18 protein-coding genes are annotated in these 22,574 nt (G+C 68.0%); 2 read left to right on the forward strand and 16 right to left on the reverse strand.

Annotated elements, in window-relative coordinates; genetic code table 11:
* Positions 1–53 precede the first annotated feature (53 nt).
* From CVV76_RS21035 to CVV76_RS21075, 9 genes are all read right to left on the reverse strand, one after another.
* Positions 54–2,756, reverse strand: a complete 2,703-nt coding sequence (locus CVV76_RS21035; RefSeq protein ID WP_102226657.1) for a methyl-accepting chemotaxis protein — start codon at positions 2,754–2,756, stop codon at positions 54–56.
* Positions 2,757–2,820: 64 nt separating this feature from the next.
* A complete protein-coding gene (locus CVV76_RS21040) occupies positions 2,821–3,417 on the reverse strand; it encodes a hypothetical protein (RefSeq protein WP_233193072.1) in 597 nt (198 codons plus the stop codon).
* Between the two features lie 131 nt (positions 3,418–3,548).
* A complete protein-coding gene (locus CVV76_RS21045) occupies positions 3,549–4,361 on the reverse strand; it encodes an ABC transporter permease (RefSeq protein ID WP_102226658.1) in 813 nt (270 codons plus the stop codon).
* Positions 4,358–5,236: an ABC transporter permease gene (locus CVV76_RS21050; protein ID WP_102226659.1), complete on the reverse strand. Its 879-nt coding sequence runs from the start codon at positions 5,234–5,236 to the stop codon at positions 4,358–4,360. Before CVV76_RS21050 ends, CVV76_RS21045 begins: the two co-directional genes overlap by 4 nt.
* 7 nt (positions 5,237–5,243) lie before the next feature.
* Positions 5,244–6,500 (reverse strand): polyamine ABC transporter substrate-binding protein, encoded by a 1,257-nt coding sequence (locus CVV76_RS21055; protein WP_102226660.1) that lies wholly within the window; start codon positions 6,498–6,500, stop codon positions 5,244–5,246.
* A gap of 56 nt (positions 6,501–6,556) precedes the next feature.
* Complete coding sequence (locus CVV76_RS21060) at positions 6,557–7,645, reverse strand: ABC transporter ATP-binding protein (protein ID WP_199178666.1); 1,089 nt, start codon at positions 7,643–7,645, stop codon at positions 6,557–6,559.
* A 408-nt stretch (positions 7,646–8,053) separates the two neighbouring features.
* Positions 8,054–9,091 carry an NAD(P)-dependent alcohol dehydrogenase gene (locus CVV76_RS21065; RefSeq protein ID WP_102226662.1) on the reverse strand — a complete coding sequence of 346 codons (1,038 nt, stop codon included), beginning with the start codon at positions 9,089–9,091 and terminating at the stop codon, positions 8,054–8,056.
* A gap of 115 nt (positions 9,092–9,206) precedes the next feature.
* Complete coding sequence (locus CVV76_RS21070; protein WP_102226679.1) at positions 9,207–10,058, reverse strand: formate/nitrite transporter family protein; 852 nt, start codon at positions 10,056–10,058, stop codon at positions 9,207–9,209.
* 74 nt (positions 10,059–10,132) lie between these two features.
* Positions 10,133–10,483 (reverse strand): helix-turn-helix transcriptional regulator, encoded by a 351-nt coding sequence (locus tag CVV76_RS21075; protein WP_102226663.1) that lies wholly within the window; start codon positions 10,481–10,483, stop codon positions 10,133–10,135.
* Positions 10,484–10,650: 167 nt separating this feature from the next.
* On the opposite strand from CVV76_RS21075, the gene CVV76_RS21080 reads away from it, so the two are divergent.
* Positions 10,651–11,859 carry an MFS transporter gene (locus CVV76_RS21080; RefSeq protein WP_102226664.1) on the forward strand — a complete coding sequence of 403 codons (1,209 nt, stop codon included), beginning with the start codon at positions 10,651–10,653 and terminating at the stop codon, positions 11,857–11,859.
* Between the two features lie 114 nt (positions 11,860–11,973).
* On the forward strand, positions 11,974–12,879 hold the full coding sequence (locus CVV76_RS21085; RefSeq protein WP_102226665.1) for a LysR family transcriptional regulator: 906 nt from the start codon (positions 11,974–11,976) through the stop codon (positions 12,877–12,879).
* Between the two features lie 31 nt (positions 12,880–12,910).
* Here the strand turns inward: CVV76_RS21085 and CVV76_RS21090 are convergent, their stop codons facing one another.
* The 7 genes from CVV76_RS21090 to efp form a co-directional block, all read right to left on the reverse strand.
* Positions 12,911–14,494, reverse strand: a complete 1,584-nt coding sequence (locus CVV76_RS21090; RefSeq protein WP_102226666.1) for a gamma-glutamyltransferase — start codon at positions 14,492–14,494, stop codon at positions 12,911–12,913.
* 252 nt (positions 14,495–14,746) lie between these two features.
* Complete coding sequence (locus tag CVV76_RS21095; RefSeq protein WP_102226667.1) at positions 14,747–15,904, reverse strand: GGDEF domain-containing protein; 1,158 nt, start codon at positions 15,902–15,904, stop codon at positions 14,747–14,749.
* Positions 15,901–16,542: a heme NO-binding domain-containing protein gene (locus CVV76_RS21100; protein ID WP_102226668.1), complete on the reverse strand. Its 642-nt coding sequence runs from the start codon at positions 16,540–16,542 to the stop codon at positions 15,901–15,903. The genes CVV76_RS21095 and CVV76_RS21100 overlap by 4 nt, the downstream gene beginning before the upstream one ends.
* Positions 16,543–16,666: 124 nt before the next feature.
* A complete protein-coding gene (locus CVV76_RS21105) occupies positions 16,667–17,788 on the reverse strand; it encodes a pyridoxal phosphate-dependent aminotransferase (protein ID WP_102226669.1) in 1,122 nt (373 codons plus the stop codon).
* Positions 17,789–17,973: 185 nt separating this feature from the next.
* On the reverse strand, positions 17,974–21,135 hold the full coding sequence (locus CVV76_RS21110) for a valine--tRNA ligase (protein WP_102226670.1): 3,162 nt from the start codon (positions 21,133–21,135) through the stop codon (positions 17,974–17,976).
* 160 nt (positions 21,136–21,295) lie between these two features.
* Positions 21,296–21,757: a GNAT family N-acetyltransferase gene (locus tag CVV76_RS21115; RefSeq protein WP_158243211.1), complete on the reverse strand. Its 462-nt coding sequence runs from the start codon at positions 21,755–21,757 to the stop codon at positions 21,296–21,298.
* 145 nt (positions 21,758–21,902) lie between these two features.
* On the reverse strand, positions 21,903–22,466 hold the full coding sequence (gene efp / locus CVV76_RS21120) for an elongation factor P (RefSeq protein WP_102226672.1): 564 nt from the start codon (positions 22,464–22,466) through the stop codon (positions 21,903–21,905).
* Positions 22,467–22,574: the final 108 nt, after the last annotated feature.

Consider the following 22,574-nt stretch of genomic DNA (forward strand, 5'->3'; position numbering starts at 1 on the left):
TGCGGTCTTCATCTCGTCCCTCCCTGACGGCTCCGGGCTTGCCGGCACGGCCCTCAATATTCGCTCCAGCCGTCGGGATCGGCTTCGACCAGCTCATCGCCGGCGCCGACGGCAAGCCGCGAGGCGGCCCGTGCGGGCGCCGACGCGGCAGCCTTCGGCGCAGGTGCCGCGGGGGGCCGCGCCACTGTTTTCGACTGCGGCTGCGCCACGGGTTTCGTGGCGGATTTGGAGACGGGTTTGGCCGCATCCTTTGCGTCCGCGCCCTCGGTCGTGCCGCCGTCACTGGCGGCGCGCCCCGGATCACGGCGGGAGGCAAAGGAGACCACGGTCTCGGCAGCGGCCGTGGTACGCCCGATCTGGAAATGCGACACCGCCTCGACCATCGACATCGCGTCGTTCGTCAGGCTCTGACTGGCCGCCGTCGTCTCTTCCAGCCGCGCGGCGTTCTGCTGGGTCGACTGGTCGAGGTCGTTGACCGCCGCGTTGATCTCGGCCAGGCCCGCGCTCTGCTGGCGGGCGGATCCCGCGATCTCGGACACCAGGCTGTTGATCCCGGTGATCGAGCGAACGATCTCGCGCAGCGCCTCGCCGGTCTGGCCGACGAGATCGACGCCGTGCTTCACGTGGCTGCCGGAATCGGCGATCAGCTCGTTGATCTCGCGTGCGGCCTCTGAACAGCGCTGCGCCAGGGCCCGCACCTCCGAGGCGACGACGGCGAAACCGCGCCCCGCCTCACCCGCACGGGCCGCCTCCACCCCCGCGTTCAGGGCCAGAAGGTTCGTCTGGAAGGCGATATCCTCGATGACATTGGTGATCGATGCGATCTTGTCCGAGGAGGTGGAAATTCGGTCCATCGCCTCCACCGTCTCGACGACCACCTCGCCCCCCTTCTCAGCGCGCCGGCGTGCCTCGCCGACCTCGTCGTCGGCCTTGGCCGCGCGTTCCGCCGCCGTCCGGACCGAGCCGGTGAGCTGATCCAGCGCGGCCGCCGTCTCCTCGAGCGTGGCCGAGGTGCTCTCGGTCCGGCGCGACAGCTGGTCCGCGGTCGAGGAGATGTCGCGCGCCTCGGAGAAGATGTTCGACGCATTGTCGGCAATCTCGCCCAGAGCGCGGGCCAGGGTTTCGAGCGTGGCGTTGTAGTCGCCGCGCAGTTCCTCGTATTGCGCGGGGAACGGTTCCGACATCTGCAGCGTCAGGTCACCCTCGCGCATCCGGCGCAGGCCGACGCGCAGCGCGTCGACGACACGCCCCTGCGCCTCCGTCATCTCGACACGGGCGGCCTCGGCCGCGGCGACACGGCGTTCCTCGGCGGTCACGTCGCGGCCTAGGAACAGCAGCCGTTCGGCCTTGCCCTTTGGATCGCGGACCGCGACAAGGCCGCAGTCGAAACTGACGCTGCCGCCGTCGGGGCGGCGCAGCGACAGCCGCCGCGGGGCCGGCTCGCCGCGCGCCAGACGGGCCGCCAGCCCCTCGTCCCTCTCCGTGCCCGAGACGATGCGCATATCGTCGAGCCCGGCGCCGACGAGGGCCTCCTCCGGACTGGCCATCGCCTCGGCGAAGCGGGCATTGCAGAGGACGAGCTTGCCATCGGCGCTGAACTCCGCCCGGCACTGATCGGCATTGATCGCGTCCAGCATGGCGGCGTTGAGCGCGTCGTCGGTGACGTCTTTCCATTCCATCACCGACCCAAGCGTGACGCCCGCACCATCGCGGAACATCGCCGTCGTCAGTTGCAGCCGGCGCCCGCCGAGCGTCAGCGTCATCGTCGCGGCGCCCTTCTCGGACTGGGCCATCAGCTGCCGCATCGGGCCCGGATCCGCGTGGAACTGCTCGACGCCGGAGCCGATCAGGGTGTCGGGCTGGAACTTCGGCGAGACCGCGCGGATCGCGGGTGCGAAATCGTTCAGCACACGCTGCATCGCCGGGTTCACGTGGCGCACCATGCCATCCTTGTCGATCAGCATCAGGGCCGCCGAGGATCCTTCGAAGGCCGCCCCCTTGTAACGGGCTTCGACGGTGGCCGCCTCGGCCTGGGCGAGTTGAACGCGCAGCTCCTCCAGTGCACGGGCGATCTCGCCCACCTCGTCGCCGCGCCCGCGGCCCGGCACATCGGAGGTGTAATCCCCCTCGGCGATCCGGCGCACCGCACCGCGCATCCGCTCCAGCGGTCGTGCCATCCCGAAGGACAGCACGACCAGCCCCAGGATCATCGTGCCGAGGAACACCCCCCCCGTCGCGGCGAGGTCACGGAAACGGTTCTCCCTCAGGATGTTGCCCGAGGCCATCATGTTCCAATGCGCCGACACGGCACCAACGACGGTGCCCGCGGTGCCGTAGCGCACCGGGTAGGCCACAGTGAGCCCGTCCTCGCCGACCTGCGGCAAGCCGGTCTTCACCGCGACCTTGGCCAGCCCGGCCAGCTGCACCATCTGATCGGTATCGTAGCCGATATTGGCAAGCGTCTTGCCCTCTGCGTCGATCGCCAGCGCGCCGTCCTGCTCGGTCTGCGACAGGTCGACCGCTTTCTGGAGGATGCCGGTCAGGATCTCTTCCTTGCCGAACTTGATCGCCCCGCCGCTGAGTTCGGCGGTCATCGCGGTCACCTCCTGCGCCCGGTGCAGCAGGCCGCCCCGCGCAAGGCCGGTGGCCGATTTCTGCGACAGGACCGCAAGCGTCGCAGTCGACGCCCCGATACAGAGCAGGAGCACGAAGAGGCCCTGCCCGAAGATCGACTTGAAGGGGTTGAGATACTTCATGTGAATTTTCCTCGACGAGGCGGGGCGGAGGAGGGCACGGCCGGGCGGGCCGTCGGAGCGGCGGTTACTGCAGCGCCTCGGTGTTCAGGCCGATGGTGATCGCGCCGATCGGCGTGCCGCTCTCGGGGTCGGTGATCGTGCTGGAGATCTGGGCGAGGTAGGTCTGGCTGCTCTCGTCGAACTCGACATCGCCGATGTCGACACCGTCCTTGCCCTTGCCGAAGCTGTTCTGGAACTTCGCCTCGTCGCCCTGCCAGTAATCCGAGGTCGGCGCCGCGGCGGCCACGTTCAGTCCCTTGGCATCCATCACGAACACCTCGATGATCCGGCCGTCCGAGGCGGCAACCTTGTCACGCAGGAAACGCGAGGCCGCATTGTCGAGCACGGGCGAGATCGTGGGCGTGTCTTCCTTGCCCACCTCGTGGCTCCAGGCGGCATCGAGCGCGTCGATCTTCGCCTGATCGTAGCCGGCGGTCTTCGCATTCTGCGCCTTGACCGCGGCGACGATCACCGGATCCTCGATCCAGCGCGACAGGGTATTCGCCAGTTCGGCCCGCATCTGCGGTGCGAAATCGTTGTCGGCGGCGGCGCTGCCGGCGGAGGCCGCGCACAGGGCACCGCCGAGCAGGAGCGCGGCAATCGGGGCCAGAAAATTCTTCATGGGACTCACTCATCGGATGCTGCGGTTCCGCGGCACCCTAAGAGCGATGTCCTTATGATCGGTTAACCGCGCCAGTGGTATCGGGCGCGGTCAAGAAGACAGGAACGGGCACGCCCGTCATCTACACCCCGTCAGCTGCGCCCCGACCGGTGCGCGACAATGGAATTCGCCACCGCCAGTGCCGCGCCGCCCACGAAGATCAGCGTCGACAGCACGAAGACCTGCGGCGGGATCCCGGTCTTCACCGCGCCGTAGACCCAGAGCGGGAAGGTCAGCGTCTGACCTGCGACGAAGCTGGTGATGATCAGGTCGTCGATCGAGAGGGCGAAGGCCAGCATCCCGGCCCCCACGATTCCCGGCAGGATGAGCGGGAAGGTCACCGTCCAGAACGCGACCCAGGGCGTCGCGCCCAGGTCTGCCGCCGCCCGGTCGAGGGACCGGTCGAGCGTCGCCACCCGCGCCCGGATCACCACCACGGCGAAGGCCACGTCAAAGGCGATATGGGCGATGAAGATGGTGAACAGACCCCGTGGCAGGTTCAGCGTCAGGAACAGTGACAGCAGAGAAGCCCCCACCACCACCGCAGGCGCGGCGATATCGGCGAAGATCACCACGTCGGTCACGGTCTTGGCGCGGTAGCGGTAGCGCGCCAGGGCGATCGCCAGCGGCGTCGCAAGCACGACCGACACCACCATCGCCACCAGCGCCACCACGAGGGAATGGATCAGCGCCGTGGTCAGGTCGCCGATGGCGAAGGCGTTGCGGTAGCCGTCGAGGCTGAAGCCCAGCCAGCGCAGGCTCACCCGCCCGTTCGGCGCCTGGTTGAAGGAAAACGCGATCATCACCGCGATCGGCACCAGCGTGTAGATCAGGAACACGCCGGTGTAGATCGCGAGGATCCAGCGCGCCGGGCTCTGCCGGCCTTCGTCAAGCCCGCCGCTCATGCCGCGTATTCCTGGATCTGCTCGGCGCCGAAGACGCGGGCGTAGAGGTAGATCGCGAGGATCAGGAGGAACATCAGGATCGACGACAGCGCCGCCGCCATCGGGTAGTTCTGCGCGTCGAAGAAATTGTACTGGATGATGTTGCCGATCATCCGGGTGCCCGGCCCGCCCAGCACCGCCGCGTTGACGAAATCGCCGACGTTGGTCACGAAGACCAGAAGAAACCCCGCGAAGATGCCCGGCGCCGAAAGCGGCAGGATCACCTTCCAGAAGGTCGCCGAGGGCGAGGCGTAAAGGTCGCCCGCCGCACGCACCACCCGCCGGTCGACCTTTTCCAGCGCGACGTAGAGCGGCAGGATGTAATAGGCCACCGAGTTGTAGACGAGCCCGCCCACCACCGCCGCCGGGGTCGACAGGACATAGGTCGTCTTGGGAAGCAGGTGCAGCGCCTTGAGCGTGCCCAGAAGCAGCCCCTGGTCAGACAAGATGAACTGCCAGGCCAGGGTGCGGATCACGAAGCTCACGAAGAACGGCAACAGGATCAGGAACAGGAACGTTCCCTTGTGCTTGCCGCCGTAGAACGCGATCCAGTAGGCCACCGGATAGGTGATGACCAGCGTGATGAAGGTGGAAAGCGCCCCGTACCAGAAGGACCGGATCAGCTGCGTGTTATACTGCGTCACGGCCTTGCCGAATTCGGCGAAGTTCCAGGCGAAGGCATAGCCCACCAGCGGGTTGCCCTTCGCCAGCGACATCGACAGCATCGACACCAGCGGAATGATGAAGAAAGCCGCCAGATAGGCCCAGCTCGGCAGGCTGAGCAGGTAGGGCGCCGCCCCCCTGCCCAGCCGCCGCACGGATACGGGGTCGCTCATGCCGGCCTCAGCCCTGGACGATCGGGCTGAAGGTCGACTGCCAGAGCTGGTAATCGTCGTAGCTCTTGTAGGCGTAGAACTCGTGCACCTTGGCGTACATCTCGTCGGACGGGAACACGAGCTCGCTGTCGGCCACGTCGGGATCTTTCAGCTGATCCTTGATAAAGGCCTGCGCCGCAGGCACCGGGCAGATGTAGTTGATGTAATCCTCGATCGTGCCTGCCGCTTCCGGCGTGTAGTAGTAGTTCATGTATTCCAGCGCGCTCAGCGGGTTCTTGGCGCCCTTCGGGATCATCATGTTGTCGTGCCAGATCATCCCACCCTCTTTCGGGATGATGAACTTCAGGTCCTTGAAGCCCTTGGCGTTGGCCTGGAACACGTCACCCGACCACGCCTGAGTCAGCCAGATGTCGCCGTTCTCCAGCGCGGTGATGTAGGACTGGTCGTAGTACTGGCGCACCAGACCCTTCTTCTTCTGCTCCTCGAGCTTGGCGGCCGCCTTCTTCCAGTCGTCGGGGGTCGAGGTGGTCGGGTCGATCCCGGCCATCAGCAGGCCGGCCGAACCGAGCTCGCTCAGGTCGGTGAACATGCCGATGTGGCCCGCGAACTTGGGATCGAAGAGATCCTCGAACGAGGTGATCTCGCGCCCTGTCAGCTTGGGGTTATAGGCGATGCCGGTCATGCCCGACTGCCAGACGATCGAATGCTTGTTGTCCTTGTCATAGGACGGGCTGATGACCGAGGGGCTCGCGTTCTTGAAGAAATTCGGGATCTTCTCCTGCCACAGCGGGATCATGAAGTCCTGCATCAGAAGTTCGGTCAGCTGCCAGCCGTTGGTCATGACGATCAGGTCGTTGCCGATCGGCTGGCCCGACTTCAGCACCGGCGCGATCTTGGCGTAGAAAGACGCGTTGTCCTGGATGACCTCGAGGTACTTGACGTCAATCCCGCTCTGCTTGGTGAATTCGTCGAGCGAGGGGTGATCCTTGCCGTCGTCGGTCACGTCCATGTAGTAGGGCCAGTTGGCGAAGACCAATTCCTTGGTCGGCTTCTGCTCCTTCCACCACTTCTCCCACTTGGCGTCGAGCGGGGTCGGCTTGGCGCCGGAATCCGCGCGCGCGAACCGCGGCATCGCCATCGCGGCCATGCCCATGGCGCCGGCGGCCAGCATGCCGCGGCGCGAGATCCGGGGCTGGGTCAGGCCGCGGATCAGCGCCGGGTCATCCAGCCGATAGCGGTTCTTGGGCGTCTTCTCGTCGGTCATGTGTACGCTCCTCATTTCCCTGTTGGGTCTTCTGATCTTGGGTCTTTGCCCCGCGGTCAGCCCTGCTCGGGCGCAACCACGAAGGTGTGTTCGGGGCGCCAGGCAATCCTGACCGCCTCGCCCCGGTCCGGGCCGCGGGCGGCCTCGGAGTTCTGCACGTAGGCCGCGAACTCGTGCCCGGCCGCATCGCGGATCGTGTACTGATGTCCGATGCCGGTATAGACGCTCAGCGTCACCGTGCCCTCCAGCGTGTTCCAGCCCTCGCGCGCGGGTTCCGACACCGGCAGAACCGAGATCTTCTCGGGGCGCACGCCAAGGCGCAGGCGCGTGCCGTGGCCCTCGGCCGCCGCCGCCGGAACCTGAAGCACCGCGCCGCCATCGAGCTTGACCGCGACGTAGTCGCCCGCCTGCCCCGATACCTCGCCCCACATCATGTTCGACGCGCCCAGGAAGCCCGCGACAAACTCCGTCGCCGGGCGGTCGTAGACCTCTGAGGGCGGGCCCACCTGTTCGATCTTGCCTTTCGACATCACGGCCAGGCGGTCGGACATCACGATGGCCTCTTCCTGATCGTGGGTCACGTAGAGGAAGGTGATCCCCACCTCGACCTGGATCCGCTTCAGCTCGATCTGCATCTGCTTGCGCAGCTTGAGGTCGAGCGCGCCCAGCGGTTCGTCCAGAAGCAGAAGTTTCGGCCGGTTCACCAGCGCGCGGGCCAGCGCGACACGTTGCTGCTGGCCGCCCGACAGAAGCGCGGGCTTGCGATTTTCAAACCCTTTCAGGTCCACCAGCCGCATCATTTCGGCCACACGGCTTTCAATTTCCGACTTCGGCACCTTTTTTCGCTTCAGGCCGAAGGCGACGTTCTCGGCCACCGTTAGATGCGGGAAAAGCGCGTAGGACTGGAACACCGTGTTCACGTCGCGCTTGTAGGGCGGCAGGCGGCTCACGTCGGTGCCGCCAAGGTAGATGTGGCCCGAGGTCGGCTCCTGGAAGCCGCCGACCATCGACAGCGTCGTGGTCTTGCCGCAGCCGGAGGAGCCAAGGAGGCTGAAGAACTCGCCGCTCTCGATCACCAAGGACAGATCGTCGACGGCGGTGACCGGACCATAGCTCTTGGTGACGTTTTCAAGCCGCACGTCCATGCGCTGGCTGTTGCCCGCGGCGGGCGCGGATCCGGGACGGGGGGCCGCCCCACCTTGCGGAGCGGGCTGGGACGTCGCGGGTCGTGCGGGCATTCACTTCTCCATCCTGGGGCCGGCGACCCGGCCAGTCACGTGTCGCGCAACCTGCGTTCCGCGCCGCCGTTCCGGGTGGCTTGATGCAAGCCTAAGCGATGGCGGGGATCAAGCGCAATTCCGCGTCAGTTTGGGCGCGGGGCCCGTTCTCAGGGGAGTCTTGCGGCGGAACCCGCTGCGAAAAACATCGCGGACGGGCCCGGATCAGCAGATTGTGACCGGAAGTTTTGTGCAATCGCCCAAAAAACAGGCCGATTCGAAGCGTCCAGAGGGGCGACGGGGCGGCCGACAGGGCCACCCGGCCTGCCCCGCGCGTCAATCCGGCATCCGGATCTGCAGCTTGACGTCGGTGGGCCGCCCCTCGACCGCCCGGTCGAACGCCGCAACGGCATCGGCAAACGGCAGGGTCGCCGAGATCAGCGGCTTGAGGTTCACCTTGCCGGATCCGATCAGCGCGATCGCCCGGTCGTAGACGTTGGCATAGCGGAACACCGTCTCGACCCGCAGCTCCTTCGCCTGGAGGCCGACGATATCCATCGGCACCGGATCGACCGGCATGCCGACCAGCACCACCGCGCCGCCGGGCCGGGCCAGCGCCGGCAGCCCCAAGATCGCCGGCGCCGCCCCCGAACATTCGAACACCACGTCGCAGCCCCATCCGCCAGTCATCGCCGCCACCGCCTCGGCCACCGGCGTCTCGCGGATGTTCACCGTCTCGATGCCATCATATGCGCCGATGATGTCCAGCTTGGGTTGCGCCAGATCGGCGACGATCACCCGCGCGCATCCACCTGCAAGCGCCGCCAGCGCCACCATCATGCCGATCGGCCCGGCACCGGTCACCACCGCCACGTCGCCCGGCTGGATCCGCGCCCTGAGCGCCGCCTGCATGCCGATCGCGAACGGCTCGACCATCGCGCCCTCGGCGAAGCTCACGTTATCCGGGAGCTTGTAGGTGAAGGCGGCGGGATGGATCACCTCGGGCGTGAGGCAGCCGTGCACCGGCGGCGTCGCCCAGAAGGTCACGGCGGGATCGACGTTGTAGATCCCCATCTTCGACGCCCGCGACGTCGGGTCGGGAATACCCGGTTCCATGCAGACCCTGTCGCCCGGGGCAAGGCCGGAGACCGCGTCCCCCACGGCGATCACGGTGCCCGCCGCCTCATGGCCAAGAACCATCGGCGCATTCACCACGAAGGGGCCAATCTTGCCATGGGTATAATAATGCACGTCCGAGCCGCAGATCCCCACGGTATGGGTTCTGATCCGCACGTCCCGCGGCCCCATCGTGCCGCCGATCTCGAAATCCCGCAGGGACAGCCGCCCCTTTTCCTCCAGCACCAGCGCGTCCATCGGATCCTCCTCCCGCTTCTGCCCGCGCCCGATGGAGGGCCGGGCGGTTCTCCTTGGGTGGGACGGATCGCCGCGAAAGTAAAGTGCCGAGGCGAAACGCCGCCGCGCCCCGCGCTCAGGACGCCGCCACCTCGTTCTTCACCTGACCCCAGGTGAGCAGGGTGAAGACCGCGGTGCCGCCAGCCACGTTACCCGCCAGCACCGGCAGAAAGAACTGCCCCGCCAGCGCGCCGAGCGGCGCCTCGCCATGCCACAGAAGCAGGCCCGCCTCGACCGAACCGGCGATCACGTGGGCAAAGCCCGCCGCCGACAACAGCCAGGTCATCACCAGGATGATGAAGAAGGAATTGCCCTGCGCCGCCGGCATGATCCACACCACTGCGGCGATCAGGATCCCGGCGGGCAGCGCACGAAAGAAGTTCTGCGCCGCCGAGCCTTCGACCCCATGCCGCGCGACGGAGAGCAGGCTGTCGCTGAGGTCGCCCGGAATCACATGCGGCAACAGCAGGAACCCCGATGCGATCATGGCGCCCACCACGTTGGCGACCAGCACCACCGACCACAGCCGCACCATCCGCCGGAGACAGTCGAGCGAGCGGTTGGCCACCGTGGGCAACACCGTGGTGATCGTGTTCTCGGTGAAAAGCTGCATCCGGCCGAAGATCACCACCATGAAGCCCACCGAATAGCCGAGGCTCTGCACAAGGCCGGCCCACTCCGTGTCGGGGAGCCCCTTGCGCAGCACCGCCTGCGCGATCACCGACAGGCTGATCAGCACTCCGGCGGCCAGCCCCGACCAGATCAGCGACACGATCGGGCGGTTCAGCTCCTCCTCGCCGTCGCGGCGGATCACCTCGTAGATCAGCCGGGCGGAAAGGCGCGAGGCGTTGAAGACCGAACGTTCCTCGGCCGGCTCCTGAATCGCGTCGGCGCGGTCGTCGTCCTCGGGGGATGTCTGTGCGGGCATGCTGTCCATACCGCCATGAACCTGCCGCGGCGCGAATGGTTCCGCGCGTCCGGCCGTGCCGGTGCGCGCAGGCCTCAGCCCCCCGCCGAGGGGGAGTCGGCCGACAGGACCGCGTCGATCAGGCCGGGAAAGCGCGCCTCCAGATCGTCACGGCGCAGCGTAAGGATGCGTCCGCGGCGCTGCGGATTGGGCAGGTTCCGTATCACCCCCGCCTCGCGCAAGACCTTGAGCATATGGGATTTCGTGGCCTTCGGCAGGTCGGTTCCCGCCGGCGTGCAGGCCGCCGCCTCAAGCGGGCCGTCCTGCAATTGGCGCACCATCGCGCGGCGTCCCGGATCGCTTAGCGCGAACAGCACCTGCGACAGGTCGATCCCGGCGCGGTCGGGATGTGGCAGCTCCGGGCCGGATGCGGCATGATCGCGCACCGTGGGCCCAGGCGCGGGATCCGCGCCGCGCGTGGAGTGTGTCTCGGAATCCATGGTTCGACAATAGTTGAACCATGGACCGAAGGCGAGTAGAAAATGGTTCGAAATGATTCGAACCTTAGCCGCGATCCCGCCCCGGAACGCGCCGCCAATCCGAAAGGTGCCCCATGTCCGCCAGCATCTGCCCCCCTGCCCGTCCGGCCCCGCGCCGCGGACGCGCCGGGTTCGCGCTGACCCTTGCAGGCCTCTTGCTCATGATGGCCGGCGCCAGCGCGCCCTCGCCCTTCTACCCGGTGCTGCAGCAGGAGATCGGCTTCTCCTCCGCCGCCATGACCGGGATCTTCGCGATCTACGCCGGCGCGTTGCTGGCAACGCTGCTGGTGGCGGGCAGCGTCTCGGACCATCTGGGCCGCCGGCCGGTGCTGTCGGTGGGGTTCTTCCTGCTCGCGGCCAGCATGGTCGGGTTCCTCCGTGCCGACACGGTCGGCGCCCTCTTGATCACGCGGGTGATACAGGGAATGGCGAGTGGCCTTCTGCTGTCGACGCTGACCGCCACCTCGACCGATCTGGAGCCCGCCGACCGGCCCGGCGCGGCGGCAGTGGGCAATTCGGTGACGCCGCTTCTCGGCCTCGCGCTTGGCGCCCTCTTCGCCGGGGCGGTGATCGAGGATCTGCCCGCACCGCGCGGACCGACATTCGAGATCCTGGCGGCGGCCTACGCAGCACTGGCCGCCCTGGTCTGGCTTCCGCCCGAAACCGCGCCCCGGCACGAGGGGCTGATCGCCTCGCTCCGCCCCCGCATCGGCGTGCCCCAGGGCGCGCGGGCCGCGTTCCGCCGGGGCGCGCCGGCAATCGTGGCAAGCTGGGCGACAGGCGGCCTTTACCTCTCGCTCGGCGCCCCGATCGTGGCGCGGGTTTTCGGCCAGACCGATGCCGTGGCGCAGGGCGCCGTGGTTACCCTGCTGTCGGGCGCGGGTGCCCTGGCCGCCTTCGCGCTGCGGCGCCAGACCCCGCGGCGGATCACCCTGACCGGTACCGCCGCCCTGTCGCTCGGCACCCTCCTGACACTGGCCGCGATCGCCTCGGGCAGCTTCGCCTTCTACGCGCTCAGCGTCCTCGTCGCGGGGCTCGGCTTCGGCGCCAGCTTCTACGGCGTCATGCGCTCCATCGCGCCCACCGTGGGCGCCGGCGAACGCGGAGAACTGTTCGCCGCATTGTTCACGCTCAGCTACACCGCCTTCGGCCTGCCCGCACTTGCGGCCGGCATCGCCATGCCCCAGCTGGGGCTGACGCTGACGACCTATCTTTACGGCGCGGTCATCATCGTGCTGGCGGGCGGCGCGGGCCTCGCCCGGCGCTTCACCACGACCGACTGATCACTCAGGAACGTCACGGCGGACCCGACAGCCGGGCCCGCCGCCACGCTTGCCGCGTCATGGTTTTCTGCTAGGCTGCCCTCCGACCGCTGCAACATTTGCACCACTCTTCACATGCGCCACCTCCTGCCCCTGCACTACATCGACGCGATCGCCCGCGCAGGCTCCATCCGGAAGGCGGCCGAGACGCTGGCGATCACCTCGACCGCGCTCAACCGCCGGGTCCTGGCACTGGAGGAAGAGCTTGGCACGCCGATCTTCGAGCGGCTGCCGCGTGGGGTAAGGCTGTCAACGGCGGGCGAACTTCTGATCCACCACATCCGCACCCAGATGTCGGATTTCGAGCGCCTGAAATCCCGCATCGCCGACCTCGCGGGGGAGCGTCGCGGCCACGTGGCGATCGCCTGCTCTCAGGCCCTGCTGCCGTATTTCCTGCCCGAGCAGATCGCGCTTTACCGTGCTGCGCATCCTCAGGTGACCTTTTCGGTCTTTCTGCGTGACCGGGCCGCCGCGGAACAGGCGCTGATCGACTACGATGTCGACATCGCGCTGGTGTTCGAACCGGCGCGGCTGGCCGAGGTCCAGGTGCTGGCCACCGCGCGGCAAGTCGTCCACGCGGTGATGCCCCCCGACCACCCCCTCGCGCAGGAAGAGACGGTGCGGCTGGCCGATTGCGCGCAATTCCCGATCGCCATGCCGACAGCGCAATACGGCGTGCGGCACCTGATCGACATCGCGGTGCGGCAATCGTCGGTGGAGCTGCGCCCCGCGGTGGAATCCGACGCCTTCGAATTCCTGCGCCGCTTGCCCGCGCATGAACAGATCGTCGGCTTCCAGATCCCGGTAGGCCTGCCCCGCACCGACGGCGAGGACGGCATCGTCAAGCGACCGCTCGACCGGCGCGACGTGCCCGAGGGGCGGCTCTACCTCGGGCAGCTCAAGGGCCGGACCCTTCCGGTCGCCGCCGCCAAGTTCTCAAGCCAGCTCGAACGCACCCTGATCGACCGCTTCGGCGACTAGAGCGCGCCCCGGCCCCGAGCGTTTCTCCCGCTCAGGCCCCCGGCTCGGTGGCGCCATCCCCCCAGGGCGAGAAGGTCTCGGTCGTGCCCGAATTGCGATCGCCCTCGCGCATCACGCCGGCAGGGCAGGCGAAGGCATAGGGGAACGGCAGACGCTTGGCCGTCGCCGTCTGCATCACCCCCGAAAGCGCCGCCAGCGCCGGCCCGGCCAGGCGCTCGTCCGCGATGCACAGATCGCCGCCCGAGACGTCGATCCGCGGCGCCTCGATCGCCTCGGCCATGGACTGCCCCTGCTCGATCAGCCCCGCCGCGATCTGCGCCACCGCGGGCATGATCTTCCGCCCGCCGCTGGCGCCAAGCGCGAACCGGCGCTGGCCGCCCTGCCCCTCGCCCACCACCGGGCAGACGTTCATCAGGCACTTCTTGGCCGGCGCAAGGGAGTTCGGCCGTCCCGGCTCGGGGTCGAACCACATGATGCCGTTGTTCATCAGCATGCCGGTCGAGGGCGAGACGCAGCGCGACCCGAAGAGCGACAGCAGCGTCTGAGTCATCGCCACCATGTTGCCCTGACGGTCGACGATCGAGAAATGCGTGGTGCAGCCCGGCGCCTTGGGGGATTCGTTGTCGCCCATCCCCTCAAGCCGCGTGCGGTACGCCTGATCCAGACCCTCGGCGCGCGCGGCATAGGCCTCCGGCTCGCCGGCCCGGTGCTGCGGATAGCCCTTCTGCCAATGCGCGATGGCGTCGGCCAGCGTCGGCCCCGCGGTCATCTTCGGCACCGCCCAGAGGCGACCGTCGCGGAACGGGATTTCCAGCGGATCCTGCCACTCGGCCTCATAGCCGGTCAGGTCCTCGCGGCTCATGAAACCACCCTTGGCGGTGACGTCCTTGACGAAGGATTCGCCGATATCACCGTCATAAAGCTCGCGCGGGCCGGCCATCGCCAGATGCTGCAGGGTATCTGCATGGCGCGACTGGTCAAGGCGTTCATCCGACAGCGCCGTCCAGCCCGAGCCGCGCGGCCACTGGCCGTCCTCGAGGAACAGCGCAGCGGCATCCCGATCCTCCGACAGTTCTCGGCAGGCCGAGGAAATGATGAGCGCCGCGTACCAGTCGACATGCAGGCCGCGCCGGGCCGCCTCGATCGCCGGGGTCAGCAATTCGGCCCAGGGCATCCGGCCATGGCGCGCATGCGCCTTTGCAAGGCCGTCCACGACCCCCGGCACCGCCACCGCCGTCGCACCCTTGACGTTGCGGTCGTCGAACACCTGCGCCCAGGGAAACAGGTCCGACGCCTTGCCACGCCCCACCAGCGGGTAGAACCCGACATCGAGCTTGCGCGAAGACCGCATGCCGTAGTTCAGCGCCTCCGCCTTCCCCTCGTCCGCGCGCCAGAGCATCATCGCGCCGCCGCCGAACGGCCCGGACATCCACGGCTCCAGCACGCCGATGACGAAGCTGACCGCGACCGCCGCGTCCACCGCGTCGCCGCCCGCCGCCAGCACATCGGCCCCGGCCCGCGCGGCGATCACGTGTTGTGCCGCGACCACGCCGCCGGAGCTGGCGGTCACGCCGGGCTTTCGTGTGGTCTGGCTTCGGGAAAAGGAACCGCTCATGGCCGGGTCTCCGCTGCTGTCAGGTGGTCCGGGCGGCCGCGCACGCCCCGTTTCGCTTGTGACAGACCTTGTGCCCGGGCTGCAAGCCGCGCCGCGCCCCCCGCGCGAGAGATTGCGCATCGCCCCCACGCCCCCGCGCAGCGAAAAGACCCCAACCCCCCAGCTTTCTTCTGAGCGGAAATATCCCGGGGGGTGCAGGGGGCAGCGCCCCGCCGCCACGCTCTCCACTCTCCGCTGGCCCGGGAAAGGACCCTACCGATCAGCCTCCCCCGCCGTCGGCCGCTTCCTGTGGTCCGCCGCGTCCCCCGCCTTCCCCTCCGGCTCCGTTAGCAGGGCCGCAGCACCCGACGCCCCCTCGTGAAAGGTCCACCGCCCGCGCCCCGCGTGCTTCGAGGCGTAGAGCGCGGCATCCGCATCGGCCAGCAAGCGCGCCGCCTCGGGGCGCGGATAGTCGGATGAGCGCACCACCCCGAGACTTGCCGACACGCGGCAATCGCGGCCCTGGTATTCGATCGGCTGGCCGATCCGCTCGACGATCCGGCCGGCGATCGCCGACAGACGCGCGGGCTGGTCGATCCCCGGCAGCAACAGCACGAATTCGTCCCCGCCGATCCGCGCCAGAAGGTCCGCCGACCGTGTCTCCGCACGCAGCCGTTGCGCGGCGGCGCGCAGCACGTGGTCGCCCGCCGCATGGCCCAGCGTGTCGTTCACCTGCTTGAAGAAGTCGAGGTCGAGGTGCATCAGCCCGAACGGCGTGCCGCGTCGGATCAGCGCCCCCAGCGCCCGGTCGAAGCGGCGGCGGTTGGCAAGGCCGGTCAGCGTGTCGGTCTGCGCCTCGGCCTCGGCATGGCGGCGCCGCGCCTCCAGCCGGCGGGTGAGATCGGTCAGCTCCTCCATCACGAGCGCCTTCGCCTCGGTGAGGTACAACAGCTCGACGGCGAGGTCCGTGGGGGCGAAATCGGCGTCGGTCAGGGCGTGGTCGCGCACCCCCTTCTCCACCTCCAGGCCGAAGGACAGGTTCACCACCATGCCCTTGCCGCAGGCGAGCGGCACCGCAAGGCCGCGAAACGGGGTCCGCGCCCCGTCGCGCAGCTGCAGGTGCAGGCGCGCGCCGGCATGACGTCCCAGCGCGCCGATCGCGGCGATCCCGCGCGGGCGCTTGACCAGGAAGGTCGCGAAGAAGTCGCGTCCCGGCAGGTCCGGCACGGCCAGGATCTTGGCCAGCGTCGGCCCGGCGGCCCGGATCGTGCCGTCCGTCCCCAGCCAAAGGTACATCGGCATCAGCCGCGCCAGCGCCCGGGGCGTCAGGCCCAGGGCAGCCTCCGCCCCGGTATGCGGTTCCGGCGCGCCGGAACAGCCGGGCGGACAGCCGTCGCCGGGGCGCGGCAGGATCGGCCCGGACACGCTCATGCCTCGCCCCCGCTCGCCGCAAGTTCGAACCGGCGGCCAAGCGCATGGGCCGGGTCGAGCAGGTTGATGGCGATCCGTTCCTCCTCCCCCGTGGCGGGACGATCCGGGGGATCCGTGGCCATCTTCGCCGGGGTCGTCGCCACCCCGCTGTCATCGAGCAGCACCAGCGCACCGTAATCGTCGGCCATGGCGCGCAGGACGCCCAGCATGACAAGGCCGAACCCGCGCGGCCCGCCCCGGCAGACCAGCGTGAACTGATCTCCGCCCTCCTCGATCAGCTCCAGCTGCGGCAGATCAAGATCGGGCACCGCCAGCCGGCTCCTCCCCGGCAGATCGTCGAGCGATTGCAGGAAGTCGAGATAGGTCACCCCGCCGAACCGAAGCAGCCGGCGCAGCGGCTCAAGGTTGGGATGGGAGACGAGATAGGTTCCCAGATCCTCGAGCACCCCCTCGAGCGGACGGTTGAGAATCCGTGTGGCCGAGGCCAGCACCGCCCCGGTCAGCGCATCGTCGTAGCGCAGCATGGGTTCGAAACTGTCGAAGTCCAGCCCGGCGCCGCGCGCAACGCGAAGCCAGAGGGCGGCGCCGTAGGTATCCCTCAGGAACGATTGGATCGAGCGATTGATGAGACCGTGCATGGCGCCCTCGCGGTTTGCGCGAGGAAGCTACGCCGGTCGCCTTAAGAAAAGCCTAGCGTCGGCACTTCGGCCCGGCGCATCAGCCCGGCAGATGGGAACCGCCGCGCTGCGAACTTTCGCGTCCCTAGCCGGACACCGGCGCGGCCGCCGCCTCGGCCAGCGCGCCGGGCAGCGCCTCGGCCAGGGCGTCCAGCATCGCCTCGGGCCCGCAGGAGACGCGGATGCAGCGGTCCTGCGGCGCGACGAAGGGCATCCGGACGAATACATCGCGTGCGATCAGCCCGGCCAGCACCCGGCGGGCGAAGGCACCATCGGCGCCGCAGTCGATGGCCACGAAATTGGTGGCCGACGGCAGGGTGGTCAGGCCGTTTTCGGCAGCGATCGCGGCGATCCGGTCGCGCGCGGTGGCCACCTTGGCCCGCACCTCGCCGAGATAGGCCTGATCGGCGAGCGCGGCCAGCGCACCGGCCTGGCTGATCCGGGTCATCCCGAAATGGTTGCGAATCTTGTCGAAGGCCCGGACCAGCGAGGGTTCCGCGATGGCATAGCCGACGCGGGCGCCGGCCATGCCGTAGCCCTTGGAAAAGGTGCGCATGCGGATCACCCGCGGATCCGCGGTGTCGATCGGCGGGGCGATCCCCTCGGGCGCGAATTCGAGATAGGCCTCGTCGAGGATCATCAGGCTGCCCTCGGGCACGGCCTCGATCATCGCCTGCACGGTGGCGGCGGAATGGGCGGTGCCCATCGGATTGTCGGGATTGGCGAGGTAGATCAGCTTGGGCGCGACCTCGCGCGCCCTCGCGATGAGCGCCTCGGGATCTTCGCGGTCGTCGCGGTAGGGCACCTTGTGGAGCACACCGCCGAAGCCCGAGACGTGGTAGTTGAAGGTGGGATAGGCGCCGTCCGAGGTGACGACAGCGTCGCCGGGGCCGATGACCAGCCGGACGAGGTAACCCAGAAGACCGTCGATCCCCTCGCCCACCATGATTGCCTCGGGCGCGATGCCGTGATGGGCGGCAAGCGCGTGGCGCAGGTCGTGGTTCTGCGCGTCACCGTATTTCCAGACCTCGGCGGCCTCGGCCTGCATCGCCGCGATGGCTTTGGGCGAGGGTCCGAAGACGGATTCGTTGGCGCCGAGGCGAGCGACGAAGGGGCGGCCGCGTTCGCGCTCCTGCGTCTCGGGGCCGACGAAGGGCACGGTGGAGGGAAGGGAGGCGACGAGGTCGGTGTAACGGGGTCCGGTCATGGCAGCGATGTGAACCGGAAATCGCGGTGCGGTGCAAGGGGCTCCTCGGGCGCTCCGCTGCTCGTCGCGGCGGCAGGGGAATGGAGAACTGGGGGATGCGCCAGGTCAGGGGGTGGCGACAAGGCGGGGGGCTGTCTGCCCCCCGCGCCCCCCCCGAGGATATTTTCGCTCAGAAGAAGATGCGGTCAGCCGACCTCGGCCAGCCGCGCCAGCGCGGATCTGAGCTTGGCCGCCTCGTCCTCGCCTTGCGCCAGGCGTTCGCGGGTTTCCTCGACCACGTCCTCCGGGGCACTTTCCACGAACTTCGGGTTCTTCAGGCGGCCGCGCAGACCGCCGAGGTCCTTTTCCAGCTTCTCCAGCGTCTTCGCCAGACGGGCCTTTTCCTCGGCGATATCGATGATCCCCTCGAGCGGGATCGCGAAGGTCCCGCCCTCGACCGCGACGGTGATCGCCCCTTTCGGCGCGGTCTCGGCCACGCTCAGGCTTTCGATCCGCGCCATCCGCTTGATCAGCGCCTCGTTGCGCGCCCAGGCGCCCTGCCCGGCGTCGTCGAGCGACAGTTGCAGCATGTCGAGCTTGAGGCCCACCGGCACGTGCATCTGGGCGCGTGCGGAACGGATCTCCTCGACCAGCGCGATCACCCAGTTCATCTCTCGGTCGGCCTTGGCGTCGATCAGCTCGGCGCCGTAGGCGGGCCAGTCGGCATGCACCAGCTTCTTCGCGCGGGTTCCGGTCAGGTCCCACAGCTCCTCGGTGATGAAGGGCATGATCGGGTGCAGGAGGGTGTAGCACTGGTCCAGAACCCAGGCCATGGTCGCGCGCGTCTCGGCCGCCGTCGCCTCGTCATCGAAAAGCGGCTTGGCGAATTCGACATACCAGTCGCAGACCTTGCCCCAGACGAAGGCGTAAAGCGCGTTGGCCGCGTCGTTGAAGCGGAAGTTTCCGAGCGCCTCGTCCACGGTTTCGCGCACCCGCGCCGTCTCGCCCACGATCCAGCGGTTCACGCGGGCATCGGGCTGCGGGATCGTGCCGTCGGGGATGTAACCCTCGAACACGCCGTTCATCTCGGCGAAGCGGGTGGCGTTCCAGAGCTTGGTGCCGAAGTTGCGGTAGCCCGCGACCCGCTGGGTGGAAAGTTTCAGGTCGCGGCCCATGGCGGCCATGGCCGTCAGGGTGAAACGCACGGCATCCGCGCCATATTCGTCGATCAGCTCCAGCGGGTCGATGACGTTGCCGAGCGACTTCGACATCTTCTTGCCCTTCTCGTCGCGGACGAGGGCGTGGACATAGACGGTGTGGAACGGCACCTGATCGACCACGGCCAGCTGCATCATCATCATCCGGGCAACCCAGAAGAAGATGATGTCGAAGCCGGTGACGAGGACATCGGTCGGGAAGTATTTCTTCAGCTCTTCCGTCTCTTCCGGCCAGCCCAGCGTGCCGATCGGCCAGAGACCCGAGGAGAACCAGGTGTCAAGAACATCCGGGTCCTGCCAGACCGGATAGACGAGGTGCGTGGGATCCTGATCGACCTCGTACCGCGCCAGCGCATGGGTCAGCATCTGGACCGCGGCGGCCTTGTCGGTGACCTCGACCACGCGGCAGGCCTGAAGCGGTGTCGGCAGGAACGAGAGCGTGTGCTGGAACTGCGCGGCCACGCCGTCGAAATCGGCAGCGCAATGGTGGGTCAGGTCGCGCTGGGTGAAGGCACCGTCCACCAGCAGGCGGAACATCTCGACCTCGTCCAGATCGCCATCGCCCTCATCGTCGACGAAATGGGTGTGGTGAATGCCGAGGCCGTACCACACCGGGATCTGGTGGCCCCACCAGAGCTGGCGGGAGATGCACCAGGGTTCAATGTTCTCGAGCCAGTGGAAATAAGTCTTGGCGTCGCGCTCGGGCAGGATCCGGGTATAACCCGCGTCCGGATCGAAGGTGCCCGCCTCCTGCGCCGCCATGCCATCGCGGACGGCCTGAAGCGCCGGTTCGACGATCTTGTCGGTCGCGACGAACCACTGGTCTGTCAGCATCGGCTCGATCACGACCTTCGAGCGGTCGCCGAAGGGCTGCATGATCGGCTTCGATTCGACGTAAGGAATGGTCTCGGGCTCGCCCTCTTCCCCCGCCTTGGGATTGGCGATCATGACCGCCAGCCCCTCGTCGGTGATCTGCCTGACCACCGCCTCGCGCGCTGCGAACCGGTCGAGGCCGCGCAGCTCGTCGGGGACGAGGTTGACGGCGTCGGCCTCAAGCTCGGTCAGCGTGGTCTCGCCCTTGGCGACCGACATCGCCAGCGCCGCGCAGGTGGCGTAATCGTCGCCGTCGTCGCGCATGTGGGCCGAGGTATTCATCAGGCGGTACATCGGGATGCCGCCGCGCTTGGCGACCTGATAGTCGTTGAAATCATGCGCGCCGGTGATCTTCACCGCGCCCGAGCCGAAGGCCGGATCGGGGTATTCGTCGGTGATGATCGGGATCAGGCGGCGATGCTCCTTCGGCCCCACCGGGATCTCGCACAGCTTGCCGACGATCGGGGCATAGCGGGTGTCGGAGGGGTGCACCGCCACCGCGCCATCGCCCAGCATCGTCTCGGGCCGCGTGGTCGCGATCGAGATGTAGTCGCGGGTCTCCTCGAAGAGGACGTTCCCGTCCTCGTCCTTCTCCTGGTAGAGATAGGTCTCGCCCCCCGCCAGCGGATACTTGAAGTGCCACATGTGGCCGGGTTTCTCGATGTTCTCGACCTCGAGATCCGAGATCGCCGTCTCGAAATGGGGATCCCAGTTGACCAGCCGCTTGCCGCGGTAGATCAGGCCCTTGTTGTAGAGATCGACGAAGACCTTGATCACCGCGTCGTGGAAGTTGCCGTCCTCGCCCGCCGGCGCGCCCGGGGCACCCGACATGGTGAAGGCGTTGCGCGACCAGTCGCAGGACGCGCCCAGACGTTTCAACTGGTTGACGATGGTGCCGCCCGATTGGGTCTTCCACTCCCATACCTTCGACAGGAACGCCTCGCGCCCCATCTCGCGGCGGGTCTGGTTCGACTTGTCCTTGGCCAGCTCGCGTTCCACAACCATCTGCGTGGCGATCCCCGCGTGGTCCTGCCCGGGCTGCCACAGCACGTCATGCCCGCGCATCCGGTGCCAGCGGATCAGGATGTCCTGCAGCGTGTTGTTGAACGCATGCCCCATGTGCAGGCTGCCGGTCACGTTCGGCGGCGGGATCATGATGGAGAAGGTCTCGGCCCCCGGTTTCGCGTTCGCGCCGGCCTTGAAGGCGCCCGAGCTTTCCCAGTCGGCGTAGAGCCGGGCCTCGGCCTCGGCAGCGTTGAAGGTCTTGTCCATCGTCATCGGGTCGTCCTGAAGGCTGGCGCGGGGAGTGCCGCGGCTTTGCCTGATGCTCTAGCGAATGCGCGGGCCGAGGCCAAGGGCGTTGGGCACGCGGGCGCCTCTTCCGCCCCTTGCGGGCCCTCATCGTCCGACGAAGGCCCAAGGGATCGAGGCAGCGCGTTCAGAGCGCCCCCTCTCCCAGGATCAGCCCCGGGGCCGCCCCTGCCCGCGCCATCAGCGCGGCCGAGGCGTCATTGAACACGCGGTAGGTCACGGCCCAATGGGTGGCCCCGGCATCACGAAACCGCGCCTTGGCAGCCTCGACCAGAGCGAGGCCGATACCCTGCCGCCGCGCCGTGGCCGCGACCGAGATGTGATGCACCATCCCGCGGCGCGCCGGGTGGCGCAGCAGGTCGCCGGGGATCTCCTGCACCTCGGCCAGAACGTAGCCCAGCGGCGGCGCACCCCAGGCAAGCGCGAAGGTGCCCGGGCGGGCAAGCGTCGCCGCCAGGTGCGCGGCCAGCGCCGCGGGATCGGGATCGGCTGGGTAGATATGCGGGCATTCCGCCGCGTGCAGGTTCTGCACGAGCGTGTTGAGCGGAACCAGCTGCGCCGCGTCTTCGGGGGAGATCTCTCGGATCATGGATGCCTCCTCGGGCGATGGCGCCCGGGACGTATCGCCGGGCGTAGGCGCCCGGGACGTATTGCCGGGCGTAGGCGCCCGGGGCATTCCGCAAATGAAAAAACCGCCCCGGGCAATGCAGGGCGGTTTGCGCGCGAAACCCCGGTCAGGCGCGCTCGGAATAGGCGAAGGTCTCGGTGTGGACGACGATCTTCTCGTCCTGCGCGATGAACGGCGGCACCATGATGCGCACGCCGTTGTCCAGGACGGCGGGCTTGAAGCTTTTCGCAGCCGTCTGACCGTTCACCACCGGCTCGGTCTCCATCACCGTGCAGGTCACCTTCTGCGGGATCTGCACCGACAGCGCCTCGTCGCCGTAATACTGGATCGTCGCGGTCATGCCGTCCTGGAGGAACGGCCGGCGGTCGCCGAGAAGGTCAGCCGGCAGCTCGATCTGCTCGAAAGTCTCGCTGTCCATGAAGGTCAGCAGGCCGTCGGCCTCGTAGAGGAACTGCTGATCCTTGGTCTCCAGCGTGACCTGATCGACCTTGTCGACCGAGCGGAAACGTTCGTTCAGCTTGCGCCCGTCGCGGAGGTTCTTCAGCTCCACCTGCGCGAAGGCCCCGCCCTTGCCGGGCTTCACGTGTTCCACCTTCACGGCAGCCCAGAGGCCGCCGTCGTGCTCCAGGATCACCCCGGGCCGGATTTCGTTACCGTTGATCTTTGCCATGTGGCGAAACCTTGACAAATGCTTGATCGGAAGATGCGAGACCCTATATATCGCGCAGGAAACGCTGGCAAGCTGACTAGATACGGTACCAAATCCCACCAGTCATGC

It is taken from the genome of Acidimangrovimonas sediminis (assembly GCF_002871005.1).
GTDB classification, from domain to species: domain Bacteria; phylum Pseudomonadota; class Alphaproteobacteria; order Rhodobacterales; family Rhodobacteraceae; genus Acidimangrovimonas; species Acidimangrovimonas sediminis.